We start from the raw sequence: 16,005 nt of genomic DNA, 5'->3' as shown, positions 1-16,005 counted from the left end.
TTTTAACATTAAAAGTTTTGATTATACAGCCTATCTAAGTTTACTTCAAAAGACTAGTCAACTACTTATTCTAACTAGTTGATAACTGTTTTACAAAAAAACGTCCCTTATGGGATGTCTCAGGTTTAATTTATTCTTCTTATTGGTTTGACCACAATTGGAATGTCTTCTCTACCATGTCCACATAAGCATTCAGGTCAATTGCCTGAATTATGGCAACCGCCCAATCATTGGATAGATCTACGATAGAATTATTAAATATGGCGACTTGCTGATTGTCCGGCATACTTTTGATTTTTTGGGTTTTAGCTTCGTCTTTGTAATACATTGATGCCTGGTTACGATTATGTCCTTTAAGGTCGAACCCATTTTCGAATAGAATTTGTAACGCATCCTCATCATGATCCCATATCGTAGAATACGAACGATCTCCTTTTTGATATTCCTTGTATCGTTTATCCCACGAGGCACTATTGATACGGGTGCGAGTAGCTAACCTCAACTCCTGAGAAGCTTCTCTTCCGAGATCCTTAATCATGAATACCCGGTTATGTAACGGCAACTTCAGTAGATTTATTTCACCGGTTTCTTTTTGAAAGGATTTCGCGTATACATAGCGGTGAGTTTCGCTCGAACTTGAAATGATCCACTGGAAGAATTTTAGCACTACATGTGGTGTACCCTTACTCACATGCTCATTGATGAAGTCACGAAGAATATTATCCATGTATGACCGTTTGAATGAGTCATTAACTGGATTTGGGAATTCTATATTGGCCAAGTATTTCGCTAGTACATAATCAATAATAGCGGGATGATCTAAGTTTTGTGTGAGTTGCGGGCCTTCCCAGGAATTGATCGTCCCACCTTTGGCAGATGTAATTATCCCATTATGACTTTCCAAGCGGTTATTTGAATCTTTGGATACGAGTCGATCGAGTCGCTTGGTATCAATTTTAATATACATGTCTTTTGAAACTTCTTTCAGAATGCGATCGCTCTCTTCAGCCGAGATGTCCATCGTATATAACCCATCTGTATTCGTAGAAGGTACGCGAGCACCGGCTAATGTCTGTGCCTGTCCAATACGCCAGGCGAAAAGCTGCCCAATGATCCGCATCGAAATTACTGCATTGTTAGCACGGATATTATTTTCGAATTTTGCATCACCCATGCCGGAAGCTGCGTTAATCAACAGTTTGCGTGAATTTTGCTCTATATCAGCGTCGTTACGATCTTCTTCCGGAAGTGATTGATCTTTCGATTCTTCTTTTTTCGCAGCTCGATCCAAGTACATGTCGTAATACGGATCTATTGGCGCACCATCTTCCTTATATCCGTGGTAGCTTGGATTAACAAAAACGGATAAGCGAGAAAGGAGCAGCGGATAAAAGGATTCATAGTCATGATGATGACTGGCCCCGGCGCTGACATAAGTGTATTTGGATTGTATGCTCCAACTCCCGGTTGAGCTTTTATTGAATAATTCAGTGTCCATTTTGTCCCGCCATATCACATCCCCTTTGAATGAACCGAATTTTGTAAACTCTTGAAGTTTGATTGTACGATCTTCGCTAATCTTACCTTGCAGCCGCTTTGGAATCTGCAGATGATTGGGGATCTTAATCTTGAATTCACCATTGAGAGCTTCAGCAATCGATGTATATAAACTTTCCACGTAGTTCTGAATAATATGCTCCCTGTTGCATTCTTCATGGTCTTCTTCGCAACGCTTCACGTTGATTTCAGATCCGTGTACGCCACCAATAGAAAAGTTAGCAAAACAGGTAGAACGATAGACGCAACCCATTTCATCTACGCGGAAGTAGAACAAATTGGTATTATACCGAGACATCAGCTCGTTGATGTATTGTTTACCCACACTCTCCTTTCCTTTTGGATAATATTCCTGGTAAGATTTCGAACTGTTGAAGTTTCGTCCGCGAATTGAATCATAGAATTGATATATCTGCATGAAGTCCTGGTATGCAGGATCGCTTGGATCACTGGTAACGTTTTGTTCAAAAAAGTTCTTTGTGTCTTCCAGAATGTCCGTTGGGGTAATACCAAGTTTCGCTGCTTCGCTATCCGAAGGATACATGAAGGAAACCTTCTCGAAGTCTTTAATCGGCTTATACGGAGCAATGGCATATTCAACGAATGAGGCACTTGTCGAGTCACGAGTAAGTCGGTTTCTGCGTACGTTTAAGTAGTTTTCCGTATCAACTTGTGCTTCTCGATTTTCAAGTGGACGTCCTTCTCTCGGACCATAAATGGTTTGCGGATAGTCAATGAGAAGCCGGCCTCGTACATTGAACGATTTTTGATAGATTTTCTGTTCAAAGAGAATTTGGAGATTCAAGACATCAAAGATGTTGCAGCTCAGTCGATCAGCGAACTCCTCAAGTGTATCTACCTGCTGATAATTATCGATTTTATGGGATTCCTTGATTTGAAGTCCAAGTGTTCCAAGCATACGTTTAAAATCGATGTCTTGAGATTTTTCGTTTAAGCGAGCTACGTCGATATAGCGACCGCTTAGTAACCACCCTTTTCGTATCAACCAGCCAAGTGTGGTGTAATCGCCGATCTGTTGTGGATCCGTGCTTTTATCGTAAGCCAGCCGTTTTGGCATATCACTGCGCCATGTATCATCAAACAGCTCGTTGTGGTAAGCACGAAGAGTGGTTGCCATAAGTGGTGTTTCTGGATCGATAAGCACTGGTCTATTGATAAATCGTGGAGTAAAGTAACCTTGATGTACCCTAGAGAGCAAATTGGCCAGAATCGTTAAGTGATAGTTTTTCGAGTTGTATCCAAACCGGTATCCGTGGCGATGTTCTTCATAGTCTGGGTCCGTTTGTTTGACGGGATAAAAGGCGGGATCGAACTTAATCCCATTTGCTTCTTGATCACGATTGTTTATGTTTGCGTTCAAATATGTGTATGCGTTGGTTAGGCCCAAACGTTTGGCAAAGCTCTGCATTCCAAGTTGTCCGCCATTTTGATTTGTATTTGGATTGAACTCGCGAATGAATCCGGTGTTGCCAATATTTTCGAAAACAATTTCGGTTCTATTTGAACGAAGATACGGGTTTTGTTTATAGATATACTTACTGATGTAGTCTTCGCTCTTCTGCCCTTGGATGATCAGACTATCATCCAGGTAAGAAAGAATGATGGCGTTCGCTGCAGGTAGCCACCAAGTGATGATGAATACGTTGTTCAAAGATGATACATCGTAGAACATATCATCTGGTTTATATGTATAATTCACGATGTCCCTCCTTTTGTTGTTTCTTGTACTTACCTTCCTTTATCGGCACTCGCTCGTCCGTATGTTATTTCTCCAGACGGTAGCGTGTGTAGCTTGTCACCCTCAGTGATGGCCCACGAAAGGAAAATCCAATTTATCTTACATAGTGTTTAATCTCCATCAAATTTCAAATAAAATGTGAAAATGATAATTCAGGGTTTTAGTTCCTAAGCTGATATGTATGTTTCATGCCTTTATCAGCACAATTTCGTCCTATTTGTGTGTTCCATCGTCTTGTTATCAGTAAACAAAAAAGAAGCAGCTTAAATGAGTTGCTTCTTTTTTGTGTTGGAATATGTAGAGTCTGTATCTTCTGAATTACGTCCATCCCCTAACTACATTTATTTTACTAATACCCTGATCATCTCTTAAACCTGTTCAATCTTTCTAGTATGGTTACCAGCGCTGTTACCGCTTAACCCACACCCAGCTCCCGTGGATACTTGATCACCTATATGGGAATTAATTGAAGACAGATTCGCATAGTTAGTCATATAGCCGCTCTCATGATCCACATGTACATACATACTATTCTTGCAGCTTTGGGGAAATTGTAAGGAAGTAATTATCTCTTTCTCATGTGCACAACGATGAAATTTGGAAAGGGAGCATGTCTCCCGCAGCTAAATTTGTTAATATCTCTTTGGTCGGCAAAGCATGTCGTTGACGACCAATATTATAGATTGCTGTACGTACAATGTTTCGCTCGCGTTTTGCTAATGAAACGTAATCGTTTGATTAGCATTGCCGAAGGCAATTGTCGTTAAACTGTCCTCGATTTTCACGAAGCGAAAGAGAGAAACTACGGGTTTTGAACGAAAGTGAAGTGATGCTTTTCAAACCTTAGAAGCGTCCAAATAGAAAGCTTCGAATGAGCACCTCGTAGGGGCAAGGAGTCGAGATGCAACGCATCGAAACGACGCAGTGGGAAACACGGTCGGCTATGCCGACTGACGTGGAGCGAAGTGGAATGTCATACGTGTTTCTTATGCTCTTAACCCTAACACATTCCGATTCAACGTGAACATAGTTTGTGATGACGAAAAATCCAGGCGTGGCAAGCGTTCGAAACGTTCGATGCGAGATACGAAGCAAATACGCCACATATTCCGTTACGAAAAAACAGCGTTAATATGCGATTCTTAAAAATTGTCGTTAATCGCACGGTGAGTCAAAGCGTATGACAACATTGCTACAACGTTCAGACATTTTCCGGGCGTCTGTCAGCCCGGATTTACGCCCCGGTCGCTTGCGACTGACGTTTTACCGGGGCAGGGTTGTAGGAGCAGTATTCACGCCGGTTTATTTGCACGCTGCTGATCGGAGTTGTCAGAAAATTGTGGTAGGGTACGTTGTTCAAACCGGTCTTGCGCAGCGGCAGCGCAGCGTTGATTCGACTGCTTTTGGTTTACCAGGCATTAAATCCGTTGAGAAGATCGGGTGCAAATAATAGAGGGTTATTTCGTCAGAAATTGGTTTTGTACGTACAAAGTACGTGCTGAGAAAAGTTGGTACCGCACGATCTTCGAGAGGGATTCTTCGGTATGAATTGTGGGGTAGGAACGACATCGTTTTAGGAGTGACGAGGGGCCAGCGCAATTCATGCCGGCTTGTTGATCAGACTAGTCCATCTCTTCACTACTTAATATTTTTGGATATCTTTCCGCGAAAGAGGGTAACGAATTATGGACCGTTGCAATCGATTTATATTCTATGTTAAGACCAAAAGTCGGCTTTTTTATGATGTTCTTGTCGAACTTATATGGTTATCCAGATTTTTTTGTAAGATTATAGTGTATTTATTCATTTTTATGGGTTTTAATTGTTTTCCTATCATCATCATATTAATTAAGTTTATTTAAACATACATAGTATGTTAATTATAAATCATTTTATATTTAAATATTTCATAATATTTTCTCGCCCGTTTATTACACTTAATTTTACACACAAATATTTAATAAAAATACGCATATAAAAAACATATATCATAATATATGTTTTTATTGAACAAATAATATGTTTAATATATCGCTTTATTTTTATCGTACAATATGTTTTGTTTTTACCGCATTATATGTCGAAAATATATGCAACAAATCCGACATTTATCATTAGTATTTCAGTAGGGTTTCAAATCTGCTCACGAATTAAATTAAATATCTCATACAAATTACATACATAGTATGATGATATTAAGAAAATCGATTACGTATTTCAGTCCGCTATTGATTGCGCATCTCCTTATTTATGCTGGTTCAATCAATCTAATTTTCATATGTTGTCAAAAAAGAAAACCCTCGCCACGGTCGCGAGGGTTTTCTTTTTAAATTATGTGATGCCTATTAAAAAACAATAACACGGTAATGCTCTTTCAACTGATCACTCCAAGCAACTCAAAGCTTCATACATATAACCAATGTATTTAAGTCCATTAACTGTTCATTGGAACACTTCTATCGATCATCTATCGAATGACATCCATACGGTTTTAGCGCCGTTCTCTGTGAATTCGAACCCCCACTCTACCCTAATACCTGAATAAGCATTCTCCGTCAATCAGCTTAAAATGTGACTATCGTACAAATCATGAATCTTGAAACGTACGCTAGTTCCTCCATTTAGTTTTTTTCTATCTTGATTGTACTTTCATAGATACCAAACACACCCTTTTGTGTATTTGGTATCTATGAATCGATGTGCCGATTTACCGTTACAGTAAAAACCAACCATACAATGGTTAGGTTTTTACCTTAATGTGATTAATTATATTCAGCGACGAATCAGATGGAGAATCCTTTATGTAACATCTTTTGTTGAATCGTAGTTAAAACTCTTGTATTAAGCGAATTGGGACAATGATGAACTAGAGTCCGGTTACTCAACACACGCAGTTGATCGTTACGGTTCAACATAACGTATGTTAAAGATTCGACTTCCAGCTTCCCCTTAATTACATGTCCGGATAGAAACCTCTCACTGTTTTTCGCGCCTATCTTGGACATATGGTCAATTAGAATGAGACCCGTAAACTCCTCAGACATATGATGTTCTATACCACCAATTTGGGAATCATAGTGATTGGTAATAATCAGTTTATCATAATCACTACCTGAGAGATCAGCAATCAGAAAATCATAAGTTGGGGTAATTGTTGTTATGTGCATATTTACACTCTCCTTAATTTTTATTTCTCATTCGGTTTATCGGCGGCGTAAGACGCGCTTATTTAAAAGAAAAAGAGCCCCGGCAGGGCCCCTAATATTTAAGGAGGTTAAATACTAAACATTAAGTATTTAACATTGCGAGACATAAATAGGCTAAACCATTACTGCTGCCGATTGTTCATCGAGGTCACTCAGTCAGTCATACCCAAAGCAATAGCAACTTTCATCACTGTTTCGATGGAAGCGCCTGAAGACAAAAGCTCCACCCTTCCTACCTGGGCATAAACGCCAATCCCCTTCACTGTTTCAAACTCAACTTTCTAACGCTTCCATTCAATTCGTTAATTTCTCTACTCATAGATGAACTAAGGCTAGTTAACGTTACGGGTTTAACTCCCCGCAGCAAGCTGCGGGGAGTTTCATTATCTTCATTCTAAATCTGCTCATTCTCTCTCAATATCTTTTACATCCTAATCAAATAATCAGCAAGCATTACCTCTCTAGCTCATCCTCTTGTTCAGGCATCTGGTCCGAAAGAGACTCAGTACGTTTCAGTTTATCAGAAGGTGTGATACGAGGTCCAAAGGTACGCTGTGCCCACTCGGGAAGCCTATCCACGAGATAGTTAACCTTCCCTTTCTGAACCTTCAACAACTCCGTGAACTCTGAAGTATTATCAAACACGTAAGCCCGATCAGCTAACTTTGATGCAATAGGTAAGTTGTTCAGTGACCGGTCATAACGGCGTCTAATATCTTCTTCTGATATGTTATGCCCACCTTGAGCAACACGCATTTCAACACGGCTTATATGATACTCAACATCCTTTAGACCAATATAATATAAGTCTATTTCAAATCCCGCTGTTTTAGCCTTTTCCATTAAACGAATAGCATTTTTGCCCGCTAAGGTCGTTTCAATTGAAAAGCTGCTTCTGGTATGTATACATTCCTGAACCCTTTTAATTGTTTCTCTTCCTGCCGATTGAGATACGGATTCAGGATTTTCAGGATTAATTCTTTTAGCAATCGCATCAGGGTCTATTACCTCACCGACCTGACCAACTAATTGTTTTGTCAGTGTGCTTTTACCTGCTCCATTTGTACCAGCAAAAACAGTCATTACAGGTTTATCCATGATAAGCTACTTCTTTCCTTCCTTCTGGTGTGAAAATAATTTTTGTTTTTTTACCATCTGGGTATTCCTTCACCATTACTCCGTTTTCTTCATAAACAGAAGCAACACCATTCTTTCTAGCCTCTTCACGAGCTGATTGTGTAGCTCTCTTCAAAATATCCTTTAAATCATCTGGATTGATTCCACTCATAATTAAGTTCCACCTTCCAATAGTTATGTGTTGAAATTATACATTCATATTAACATGGTTGTGTATTGATAACCAATTATTTTCCCAAACTCTTAATACATAACTTTTGTTATGTGTTGAAAAAATAGCCATGATAATTAGCTGGTTTTAAGAATATGAGTCTTTAGATATTGACCTCTTTTATAATATAAGAAGGTATAACCACATCTATAAAAAAATTTAAATATTTTGCGAAGGAATTCTAAATCAGTATGTTCAATAAAGAGTTGTTACGGATACAATTCTCTATACTCAAGTTTTCCTCGAAAAACTCCAACACATTTTTTCTTACAAATTTCTCTATATGCTCATCATATATATCTTTTCTAGTACGACCAATCCTCTGATCGTAGAAGCTACCTTCATCATCATCATTAAAAAATCTTCTATTAATCCAGTATTTACAGAACGCTAGTTAATATACTCAGGAAAATACTCTTCATTTAGAAATCAGAGACGTTATCCTCTAATTCTTCCTGATACTCTGTTGATATAAGTTAAAGGTGATCCTCTGTAGGCACATACGTTTACATTTACATTTACGTAAACGTATGTGTGATTTGTTATGGGATATGTTTTTATACTAGAAACAAAAACGAGTCGATCCTGTTGAGGCTAAACTATCCCAGAGATATCAAACGTTTCAGTCCAAATAGTAACTACTCAGAGCAGAAAAATGTTTACGTTTATGTATACGTAAACGTTTGTAAAAGATATCAAATGGACAATACCAATGCTCACGAGAAATAAACTTGAAACAGCCCAATGTCATTACGGTAACCACATTTTTTAAAGACATCTGAATGAGTGGCTAGATACTAGCTACATACAACCCCAGGAGTGTCGTCCTCCGGGGTTTATTTTCAATAAAACACTTACGTTTACGTAAACATATACGTAAACTCAAAGTACCAATAAAGCTTCATCATGAGTAAAATAATCTCGGAAATACTCGTTTTTAGAACTTCAAAGGCTTCTTCCTCTCATTCTACCTGAGATTCTGCTGATATAAGTACAATGCGATTCTCTGAAGACCCTATAGTCACATACATTCACGTAAACGTATGTACTAAGGGATATATTTTATACTAGAAACAAAAGCGATTTGGTACTACTGAGCCTACACTATTTAAGCTAGGCTGAGCATTTCAATTCAATTAATAACTACTTAGAACTGAAAAAACGTTTACGTTTATGTATACGTAAACATTTTAATAGATATCAAATGAGCGACCACAAGGTCATTACCGTCAGTCTGTAACTCTTTCAAATAAAGGGTATAGACATCTGAATGAGTAAATAGATACTGGCTAAATACACCCCCGGCATATTGGCCTCTAGGAATGATTTTCAATAAACACATACGTTTACGTAAACATATACGTAAACTTAAAGAATCAATAAAGCTTCATTATGAGTAATATACTCACGAAAATACTCGTAATTTAGAACTTCATGGGCTTTTTCCTCTCATTCTACCTAAGATTCTGCTGATATTGGTACAATGAGATCCTCTGAAGACCCTGTACTTACATACGTTTACGTTTACATTTACGTAAACGTATGTAAAATTGATAAGCGCGATATTTTTATACTTGAAACAAAAGCGATTTGATACTACTGAGCCTACACTATTCGAGCTAGGCTGAGCATTTCAATTCAAATAAATAAACGTTTACGTTTATGTATACGTAAACATTTTAGCATATATCAAATGAGCGAGCACAAGGTCATTACCGTCAATCTGTAACTCTTTCAAATAAAGGGTATAGACATCTGAATGAATAAATAGATACTGGCTAAATACACCCCCAGCATATTGGCCTCTAGTCGTGATTTTCCATAAACACGTACGTTTACGTAAACATATACGTTAACTCAAAGAATCAATAAAGCTTCATTATGAGTAATATACTCACGAAAATACTCGTAATTTAGAACTTCATGGGCTTTTTCCTCTCATTCTACCTGAAATTCTGCTGATATAAGTTCAAGATGATCCTCTGAAGACCCTACATACGTTTACGTATACATAAACGTAATCAGGATTGATAAGGGATATATTCCTTACTAGTAACAAAGGCGATTTGATACTACTGAGCCTACACTATCCAAGCCAGGCTGAGCATTTCAACTCAAATAATAACTACTTATAACAGAATAACGTTTACGTTTATGTATACGTAAACGTTTTTAATAGATATCAAATGAGCGAGCACAAGGTCATCACCGTCAGTCTATAACTCTTTGAAATAGAGGGAATGGGCGGGATATATGGTCAACTAAGAAGCTATGTTTCGGAATTGTTAAATGAGTAGACTGAGAAATTTGGAATAACATACAGCCACAGTTAATAAGCCACACATGCTTTGGTAAGAGCTAAACCACCAATTTTATATAGGCATCTGAATGAGTGGTTAGATATTAGTTACATACAACCCCAAGGGTATTATCATCTGGGAGTTATTTTCAAAACACACGTACGTTTACGTAAACATATACGTAAACTCAAACGGTCAATACAGCTTCTTTATCAATATCATACTCAAGGAAATACTCATAATTTAGAACTTCAAGTTTTTTTTCGCTCATTCTTCCTGTGATTTTGCTGATATATGTTCAAGGCGACCCTCTGAAAACTCTATAGGAAAACGCACATACGTTTACATTTACGTAAACGTATGTAAGATTGATAAGGGATATATTTTTATACTTGAAACAAAGTCGAGTTGATCCTATGGAGTCTAACCACAAGATAGGGTGAGCATTTCAATTCAAATAATAACTACTCAAAACAAAAAAACGTTTACGTTTATGTAAACGTAAACGTTCATGAAAAGTAATATCAGATAGGGGATTCCAATGCTCTCAAGATAACGATAATAAAATCTCATTAGAATTTTACTCACGAGACATTTTCATGAAAAAGTGCACAGTCATAACGGCCACGCTATTAACTCTTTTAATAGAGGGGAGAGGGGAGAAGTAAGGCTAACTATGCTACGTTGAGGAATTGTTAAATAAGTGGGCTAAAAAAGTTAATGTTGTAACATACAAAAGTATTCAAAAATCTACAATTACTTTGGCGAGCGCTACACCTCTGAATGAGTGTGAAATGAGTGTTTAGATGATGGCAAAAAAAAACCCAGCGAGTTTCATCTGGGGGTGGAGCAAATTCACATACGTATACATATACGTATACGTAATCGTAAATATGCTGTTATTATCTGAAGTATTGTCTCAAAGCTTCATTAATAATTCTAGTTTTTTCACCTCTGCCATTTTCGGCACTCTGATTATCTAGTTTCTGTTTTAAATCATTCTCTATCCAAACAGTATCCCTTGTATGCAACTCTTCAAATTTCTTTTTTTTAGTAATTGTTTTTGGCTTTTCATGAGAAGTATCAATAAGTTCTTGATGAACACTGATACTACCAGAACTTCTAATCTTATTTTTCAATTCATCCATCCTAGACACGTTGAATCAGCTCCTTAACAAATTCTCTGTATAACTTCAAGCCTTGGTTTAATTCAGGATTATCTATGAAGCCATTAATAGATAATCGTCCTATAGCAGCTGTACGGGTCATTATAGTTTCAAAGCATAAATCTCCGTATTCTTCCTCGATAAGCTCAATAAGAGCTTTGTTATCGGTTCTTCTTGAATCTATGAGTGAACGTAGTATGCCGGCAATCTTCATATCCTTGTTGACCAGTTCTTGAACATGAATGGCTGTTTCTAAAAAACGACCAATTGCTGAATAGCAAAATTTGCTTGCTTCGAACATTGCAACAACTGCATCAGATGCAGCCAAAGCATTAATAGTCTGATCACCTAAAGCAGGGGGAGTATCAATGATAATATAATCATAATCACTCTTCACCGTCTCAAGTGTTTCCTTCAGGACAAGTGATCTATTACCACGATATGATTCATACAACCATGACGGGAAACGAGCTAAATGATCTTCTGCTGTAAGAAGATCTAAATTTTCGCTTACCTTATGTACATAGTTACGAGCATCTTTTTCCTTTAGAGCTTCGAAAACTGTTCTTTCATGAAAATTATATATATCTTGTTGCGTCAATAATTCAGTAAGATTTCCCTGAGAATCAAGATCAACAGCAAGAACTTTTTTGTCATATTCTTGGCTAAGAATATGAGCCACAATTCCAGAGGTAGTAGTTTTACTTGAACCACCTTTTTGTATTCCAAATGAGATAACTTTAACCATAAAAGTATACCCTCCCAATCATCGAATATAATGAGTATACCACTCACTTACGTATACGTAAACATAAACGTATACATTTAATATAATTAAATGACTATAACAAAATGTTGATTGCAGAACGGTCCAGCTGCCACAATATTGAAAAGTGGTCACTTTACGATCAACAATAATGCCAGAAGTTTAATAAGTGCTGGTTATGTGTATATGAAAGACGAAAAGACCATGGAACCTTTACAGATCAAGATATAATTGCGTTTAAGCACTCATTGATATCCTAACTCGTGGAGCTTAGTATAATACGATAGCACCGTAGAATCTACAGTATCAAGCATTCGAAGGCTAATAATAGAATATAGCGAACCAGTAGTATTAGTCGCTACGCCAGAGATGTACAAGGGAGTAGATCCTGTTTATAAAACTGCTGAAGCATCTCTATACTAACGTCCGCAATACTGGTTGGTCATTCAGGTAACTAATTCTTCATGGAATTGTATCAAAGAACATGTCCCTTTCACAAAAAAAGCTCTGATGTTCTACATCAGAGCCTTCTTATTAAGCTGTAGGCAGCAAAAGGATCGGTAAATACGGTGATTATGGTCACCCCGGCAGGGAACACCGTTGCCAATGTAGCGAGCTTACGCTCCAGTTCTCCTTTAATCTTACCTGTATAGCTATGAGCCAAATGTTCCTAGTGCCGACAATATTGACAAGTTAATTTTTACTGTGCTAAATTTAATTAATCATTAAGTGGATACCTGAATTAGGCATTAAGAAACGGGCGATCTGAGAGTATACTCTGTAGTATTTCTGAATAAACTTAGTAACAAGAAGGGGCGTGAGTTTATGCACCCACTCCTTGAGAGGAAAAAAGCCATGATGAAACGGGAATTTGTTGAAGTTCCATTGGACGTAAAGTTCAAAGGAGAGTTTTGCATTACTAATGTTCCTCATGTCAAAGAGGATATAGCCATAACAGGATTAGACTACACTGTTCGGTCTAGCGTGCAGGCTAATCTAGGCTCCATTTATGAATATATGAGACAGAACGGCATCAAAAAGTTTGATTATAACGATTACCATTCTCCTCTTTAAAAAGCAGCCTATTTTTGAAATGGGCTGCTTTTACGTTTTTCATGACGACGATATGTCATTATTTCACCAAGATTGAATCCAAACTCTTTTTTTGGTGGTCCCTCTTTTGGGACGACAATAGTAATGACAAGAACGGCATCTGTAAATACTAACGACATTAAAATAACCTTGGCATCATAGGTTGAAAGAAACTGGTACGAAAGGTTACCTCTTCCTTTCCACTGGGCATCTTTTACTTCTGCCGAATCAATAACAGCCTGTGCCAGTCTAATTAATTCTTCTGACGTCGGAATATCATCTGGATGCTGATTATGAAGTCTATAATTAAGACGCTTAATTGCATGAGGAGGGAAGCGAAGGTAATCTTCTTCGATTAACTGTTTTGCAGTTACATCCTCAACAACTTTATTTTTGAAATCCAGAACTGCTCTTTTCTGTTCTGGTGTCAAAATAACCTTTAATCCATTTGTATCCTTGTGTAGCCACTCTTTTTGAGTACGTGTAACAGATATTGCTACGATTTTGCTAAGTTGTCCTTCCTCAAGCTTGATAATATCCTGGAAATGTACTTGTCCTCTTTTAAGCGGAATGATTGCTGGATTTTTCTGATTCATATGAAATGCCCCTTTTTTAATTTTATTTTCTCTATTTATTTACCGCCTTAGAGCTTGTAAACTAAGATTCTTATTGTCTTAAAATCATTACTTGGCTCTAACCAAGCCTTATGTTGATACATATTCAGAAAAAGGGCAGCCTTGTAGGCAGCCCTTTTAATATTTGAAAGCATGAAAATTCAGCATCACTTCTTGAGGAATGTTATCGAAATAGGCTTTCTCAATATCTATAATCAACCCTTGTAAGAGTGTAAGCCCCTTATTTGGGCTACCCTGAGGTGTTACCTTGATTGTTCAAAATAAATGTAGCTCCACAACCTTGAAATTCTAAAAAAAGGTATTCGCTAATTTCTAATTTAGCGAATACCTTTTATGGTTTATCTACTCAACTTGTACAGGCAGTATTGATTCAAGGAAACATTCTCCGCTGCTGCCCGTTCGACCAATTGCCGATGTAGGCTACGAGGTACCCGAAGATTAAATTTACCGCTGTACTCATCCTCACCGATCGGCTCAGGGATAACGTCACCATATTCCAGCTTTACTGTCAGATATCCCTCCATAGCTTCCAGTAGACTTTCATACGCTTCGGCAAAGGTATCTCCGTTACTCTGACAACCATCCAGTTCCGCAATAGATGCGAAGAAATAATCACCGCTCTCGTCCTTTACCGGTCTGATTTGTATCGTATACGGGAGGGCCATGTAGTAAGCTAAATCCTTCTTTTGACTATGATTTGCCATTAGTAATTAGGCTAGGATATGATGGGGTTTAAGGAGAGGGGAGCTGTCACTCCCCAATCCGGTCCAGTACGTCTTTGACGTATGCCGCCTTTAGTGGTTGTTCCTTTTTGATAGTAATCAAGTCTCCTGCTTGGTTTCGGAAATGAAAGTGCGAGCCGTTGCTTCTCACTAATCCATAACCGTGATGCCGGAGTACCTTGGCAATTTCATCATATTGGATTCCACTCGGGCGGTATTTCATTTTTTGGACCAATTTTTCTATCCTAGCCATGTCTCACCTCCAAATTTATAGTACTGTATATAGTACTATTTCACAAGATGTTGCTGATACTTAAATATTGATTTAATACATAAAGCTTCAATTAAAATCTGTTGCGTAACGTGCATTAATGGCGCTGAATAGGGGGGATGTTCTTGTTTTCGCACCGTTAAAGTCAAATAGGAAGGGGCTGCTTCTCCGAGGTGTGTGACGGCTTTCGTCCATATAGGTATCAAGAAACGTGCGCAGATAACTTGTAACCAAAGTGATCTTGTTGCCTTAGAGGCAATTGGTGTGCCAACGGCGATTTCGAGGGATGATCTAGAGTGTCGAGCGATAAGAGCGTTAAGGACGGTTCACTCCTCGGTATGGTGACTTCCGATCGTTTCAGGTGTCCAGGCTGACTTTGCTATACGATCAGATGAGCGTCGTAGCGAGTAACCATAAATAGTCGCTTCCTGCTAGTTGGGGCCCGTAGCGGCACACATAATTGTGTTTGAACACTGATGTTTTAAGAAAAGATCTTTATTACAAATTATTTATCGGTCGCTGTAAGCGACGTCTTTTAAATTTCTTCAGAAAATGCGTGCTCGCCGGCTATTTTATCGCCAAGAGCCCTCAGCATTCTAATAGGTGCATCTTACGGACTACCAACGTATTTACTACTGTGCATAGAGTCGAGCGACGTGAGCGTGTAGAGCAGCCTGAGCGGTAACGATAGCTTGAATTTCGTTTTATGTATTGGTAGAGATCGGCGATTCGTTTTCATCGCTTTAGGAGAGTAAAAAATAAACCAGTCATGCAGGTTCGCATACTGGTTTATAGCACGTTAAGTCAAAAGGGGAAGGGCTACAGCAAAATTTTCCTTTCATATATATACAGTGGATCAGGAAAAGGTTTTTCTGGTGAATTATCTTCCAGTCAATCGGCTAACAGACGGAGCTCAATTTCTTTGTAGCCGTTCATCATGAGGAAGACTTTCGCACTCAAATAGGCTGTACTACTCAAGTTGTCGATATTTCATCAAAATTGACACAGAATATGTTTTATAAATGACATAAAATATATGCGAACCACTTAAACCTCACACAAAATGATTTGATTTTATCATATAATTTGATTAATTCCATATGGTATGTGAAATTTTTATATAATATATGATTTATTTCACTACAACATAATATGTTGTGTATTCGATTTACTTTTATCACAT

11 protein-coding genes are annotated in these 16,005 nt (G+C 37.9%); 1 reads left to right on the top strand and 10 read right to left on the bottom strand.

Annotation, left to right across the window (positions count from 1 at the left end; translation table 11 throughout):
* Window positions 1-139: 139 nt before the first annotated feature.
* The 7 genes from MKY44_RS30815 to MKY44_RS30790 form a co-directional block, all read right to left on the bottom strand.
* The gene (locus MKY44_RS30815; protein ID WP_341010349.1) at window positions 140-3,277 is read right to left on the bottom strand and encodes a hypothetical protein; all 3,138 of its coding nucleotides are present in this window, start codon (window positions 3,275-3,277) and stop codon (window positions 140-142) included.
* A gap of 407 nt (window positions 3,278-3,684) precedes the next feature.
* Window positions 3,685-3,843, bottom strand: a complete 159-nt coding sequence (locus MKY44_RS31595) for a peptidoglycan DD-metalloendopeptidase family protein (RefSeq protein WP_445670707.1) — start codon at window positions 3,841-3,843, stop codon at window positions 3,685-3,687.
* A 2,256-nt stretch (window positions 3,844-6,099) separates the two neighbouring features.
* The gene (locus MKY44_RS30810) at window positions 6,100-6,483 is read right to left on the bottom strand and encodes a hypothetical protein (RefSeq protein ID WP_341010348.1); all 384 of its coding nucleotides are present in this window, start codon (window positions 6,481-6,483) and stop codon (window positions 6,100-6,102) included.
* Between the two features lie 492 nt (window positions 6,484-6,975).
* Complete coding sequence (locus MKY44_RS30805; RefSeq protein ID WP_341010346.1) at window positions 6,976-7,620, bottom strand: zeta toxin family protein; 645 nt, start codon at window positions 7,618-7,620, stop codon at window positions 6,976-6,978.
* Window positions 7,613-7,810, bottom strand: a complete 198-nt coding sequence (locus tag MKY44_RS30800; protein ID WP_249913373.1) for a hypothetical protein — start codon at window positions 7,808-7,810, stop codon at window positions 7,613-7,615. The genes MKY44_RS30805 and MKY44_RS30800 overlap by 8 nt, the downstream gene beginning before the upstream one ends.
* 3,262 nt (window positions 7,811-11,072) lie before the next feature.
* Window positions 11,073-11,318, bottom strand: coding sequence for a hypothetical protein (locus MKY44_RS30795; protein ID WP_341010534.1), 246 nt, complete (start codon window positions 11,316-11,318; stop codon window positions 11,073-11,075).
* A 1-nt stretch (window position 11,319) separates the two neighbouring features.
* Window positions 11,320-12,084, bottom strand: a complete 765-nt coding sequence (locus MKY44_RS30790; RefSeq protein WP_341010344.1) for a ParA family protein — start codon at window positions 12,082-12,084, stop codon at window positions 11,320-11,322.
* Window positions 12,085-12,957: 873 nt separating this feature from the next.
* On the opposite strand from MKY44_RS30790, the gene MKY44_RS30785 reads away from it, so the two are divergent.
* A complete protein-coding gene (locus MKY44_RS30785; RefSeq protein ID WP_341010342.1) occupies window positions 12,958-13,176 on the top strand; it encodes a hypothetical protein in 219 nt (72 codons plus the stop codon).
* Window positions 13,177-13,184: 8 nt separating this feature from the next.
* On the opposite strand, the gene MKY44_RS30780 is transcribed toward MKY44_RS30785, so the two are convergent.
* The 3 genes from MKY44_RS30780 to MKY44_RS30770 form a co-directional block, all read right to left on the bottom strand.
* Entirely contained in the window at window positions 13,185-13,790 is a 606-nt protein-coding gene (locus MKY44_RS30780) for a hypothetical protein (protein WP_341010340.1), read from the bottom strand.
* A 377-nt stretch (window positions 13,791-14,167) separates the two neighbouring features.
* Window positions 14,168-14,494, bottom strand: coding sequence for a type II toxin-antitoxin system HicB family antitoxin (locus MKY44_RS30775; RefSeq protein WP_341010339.1), 327 nt, complete (start codon window positions 14,492-14,494; stop codon window positions 14,168-14,170).
* Window positions 14,495-14,579: 85 nt separating this feature from the next.
* Entirely contained in the window at window positions 14,580-14,804 is a 225-nt protein-coding gene (locus MKY44_RS30770) for a type II toxin-antitoxin system HicA family toxin (protein ID WP_341010337.1), read from the bottom strand.
* Between the last annotated feature and the right edge of the window lie 1,201 nt (window positions 14,805-16,005).

This window comes from Paenibacillus sp. FSL R7-0026, assembly GCF_038004485.1.
GTDB classification, from domain to species: Bacteria; Bacillota; Bacilli; order Paenibacillales; family Paenibacillaceae; genus Paenibacillus; species Paenibacillus xylanexedens_A.
This window is presented reverse-complemented; position numbering and strand designations above follow the sequence as displayed.

Bases quoted from the DNA above. Each gene is read 5' to 3' on its own strand.
- MKY44_RS31595 (WP_445670707.1), bottom strand. From the start codon at position 3,843: ATGTATGTACATGTGGATCATGAGAGCGGCTATATGACTAACTATGCG.
- MKY44_RS30810 (WP_341010348.1), bottom strand. From the start codon at position 6,483: ATGCACATAACAACAATTACCCCAACTTATGATTTTCTGATTGCTGAT.
- MKY44_RS30805 (WP_341010346.1), bottom strand. From the start codon at position 7,620: ATGGATAAACCTGTAATGACTGTTTTTGCTGGTACAAATGGAGCAGGT.
- MKY44_RS30800 (WP_249913373.1), bottom strand. From the start codon at position 7,810: ATGAGTGGAATCAATCCAGATGATTTAAAGGATATTTTGAAGAGAGCT.
- MKY44_RS30795 (WP_341010534.1), bottom strand. From the start codon at position 11,318: ATGGATGAATTGAAAAATAAGATTAGAAGTTCTGGTAGTATCAGTGTT.
- MKY44_RS30790 (WP_341010344.1), bottom strand. From the start codon at position 12,084: ATGGTTAAAGTTATCTCATTTGGAATACAAAAAGGTGGTTCAAGTAAA.
- MKY44_RS30785 (WP_341010342.1), top strand. From the start codon at position 12,958: ATGATGAAACGGGAATTTGTTGAAGTTCCATTGGACGTAAAGTTCAAA.
- MKY44_RS30780 (WP_341010340.1), bottom strand. From the start codon at position 13,790: ATGAATCAGAAAAATCCAGCAATCATTCCGCTTAAAAGAGGACAAGTA.
- MKY44_RS30775 (WP_341010339.1), bottom strand. From the start codon at position 14,494: ATGGCCCTCCCGTATACGATACAAATCAGACCGGTAAAGGACGAGAGC.
- MKY44_RS30770 (WP_341010337.1), bottom strand. From the start codon at position 14,804: ATGGCTAGGATAGAAAAATTGGTCCAAAAAATGAAATACCGCCCGAGT.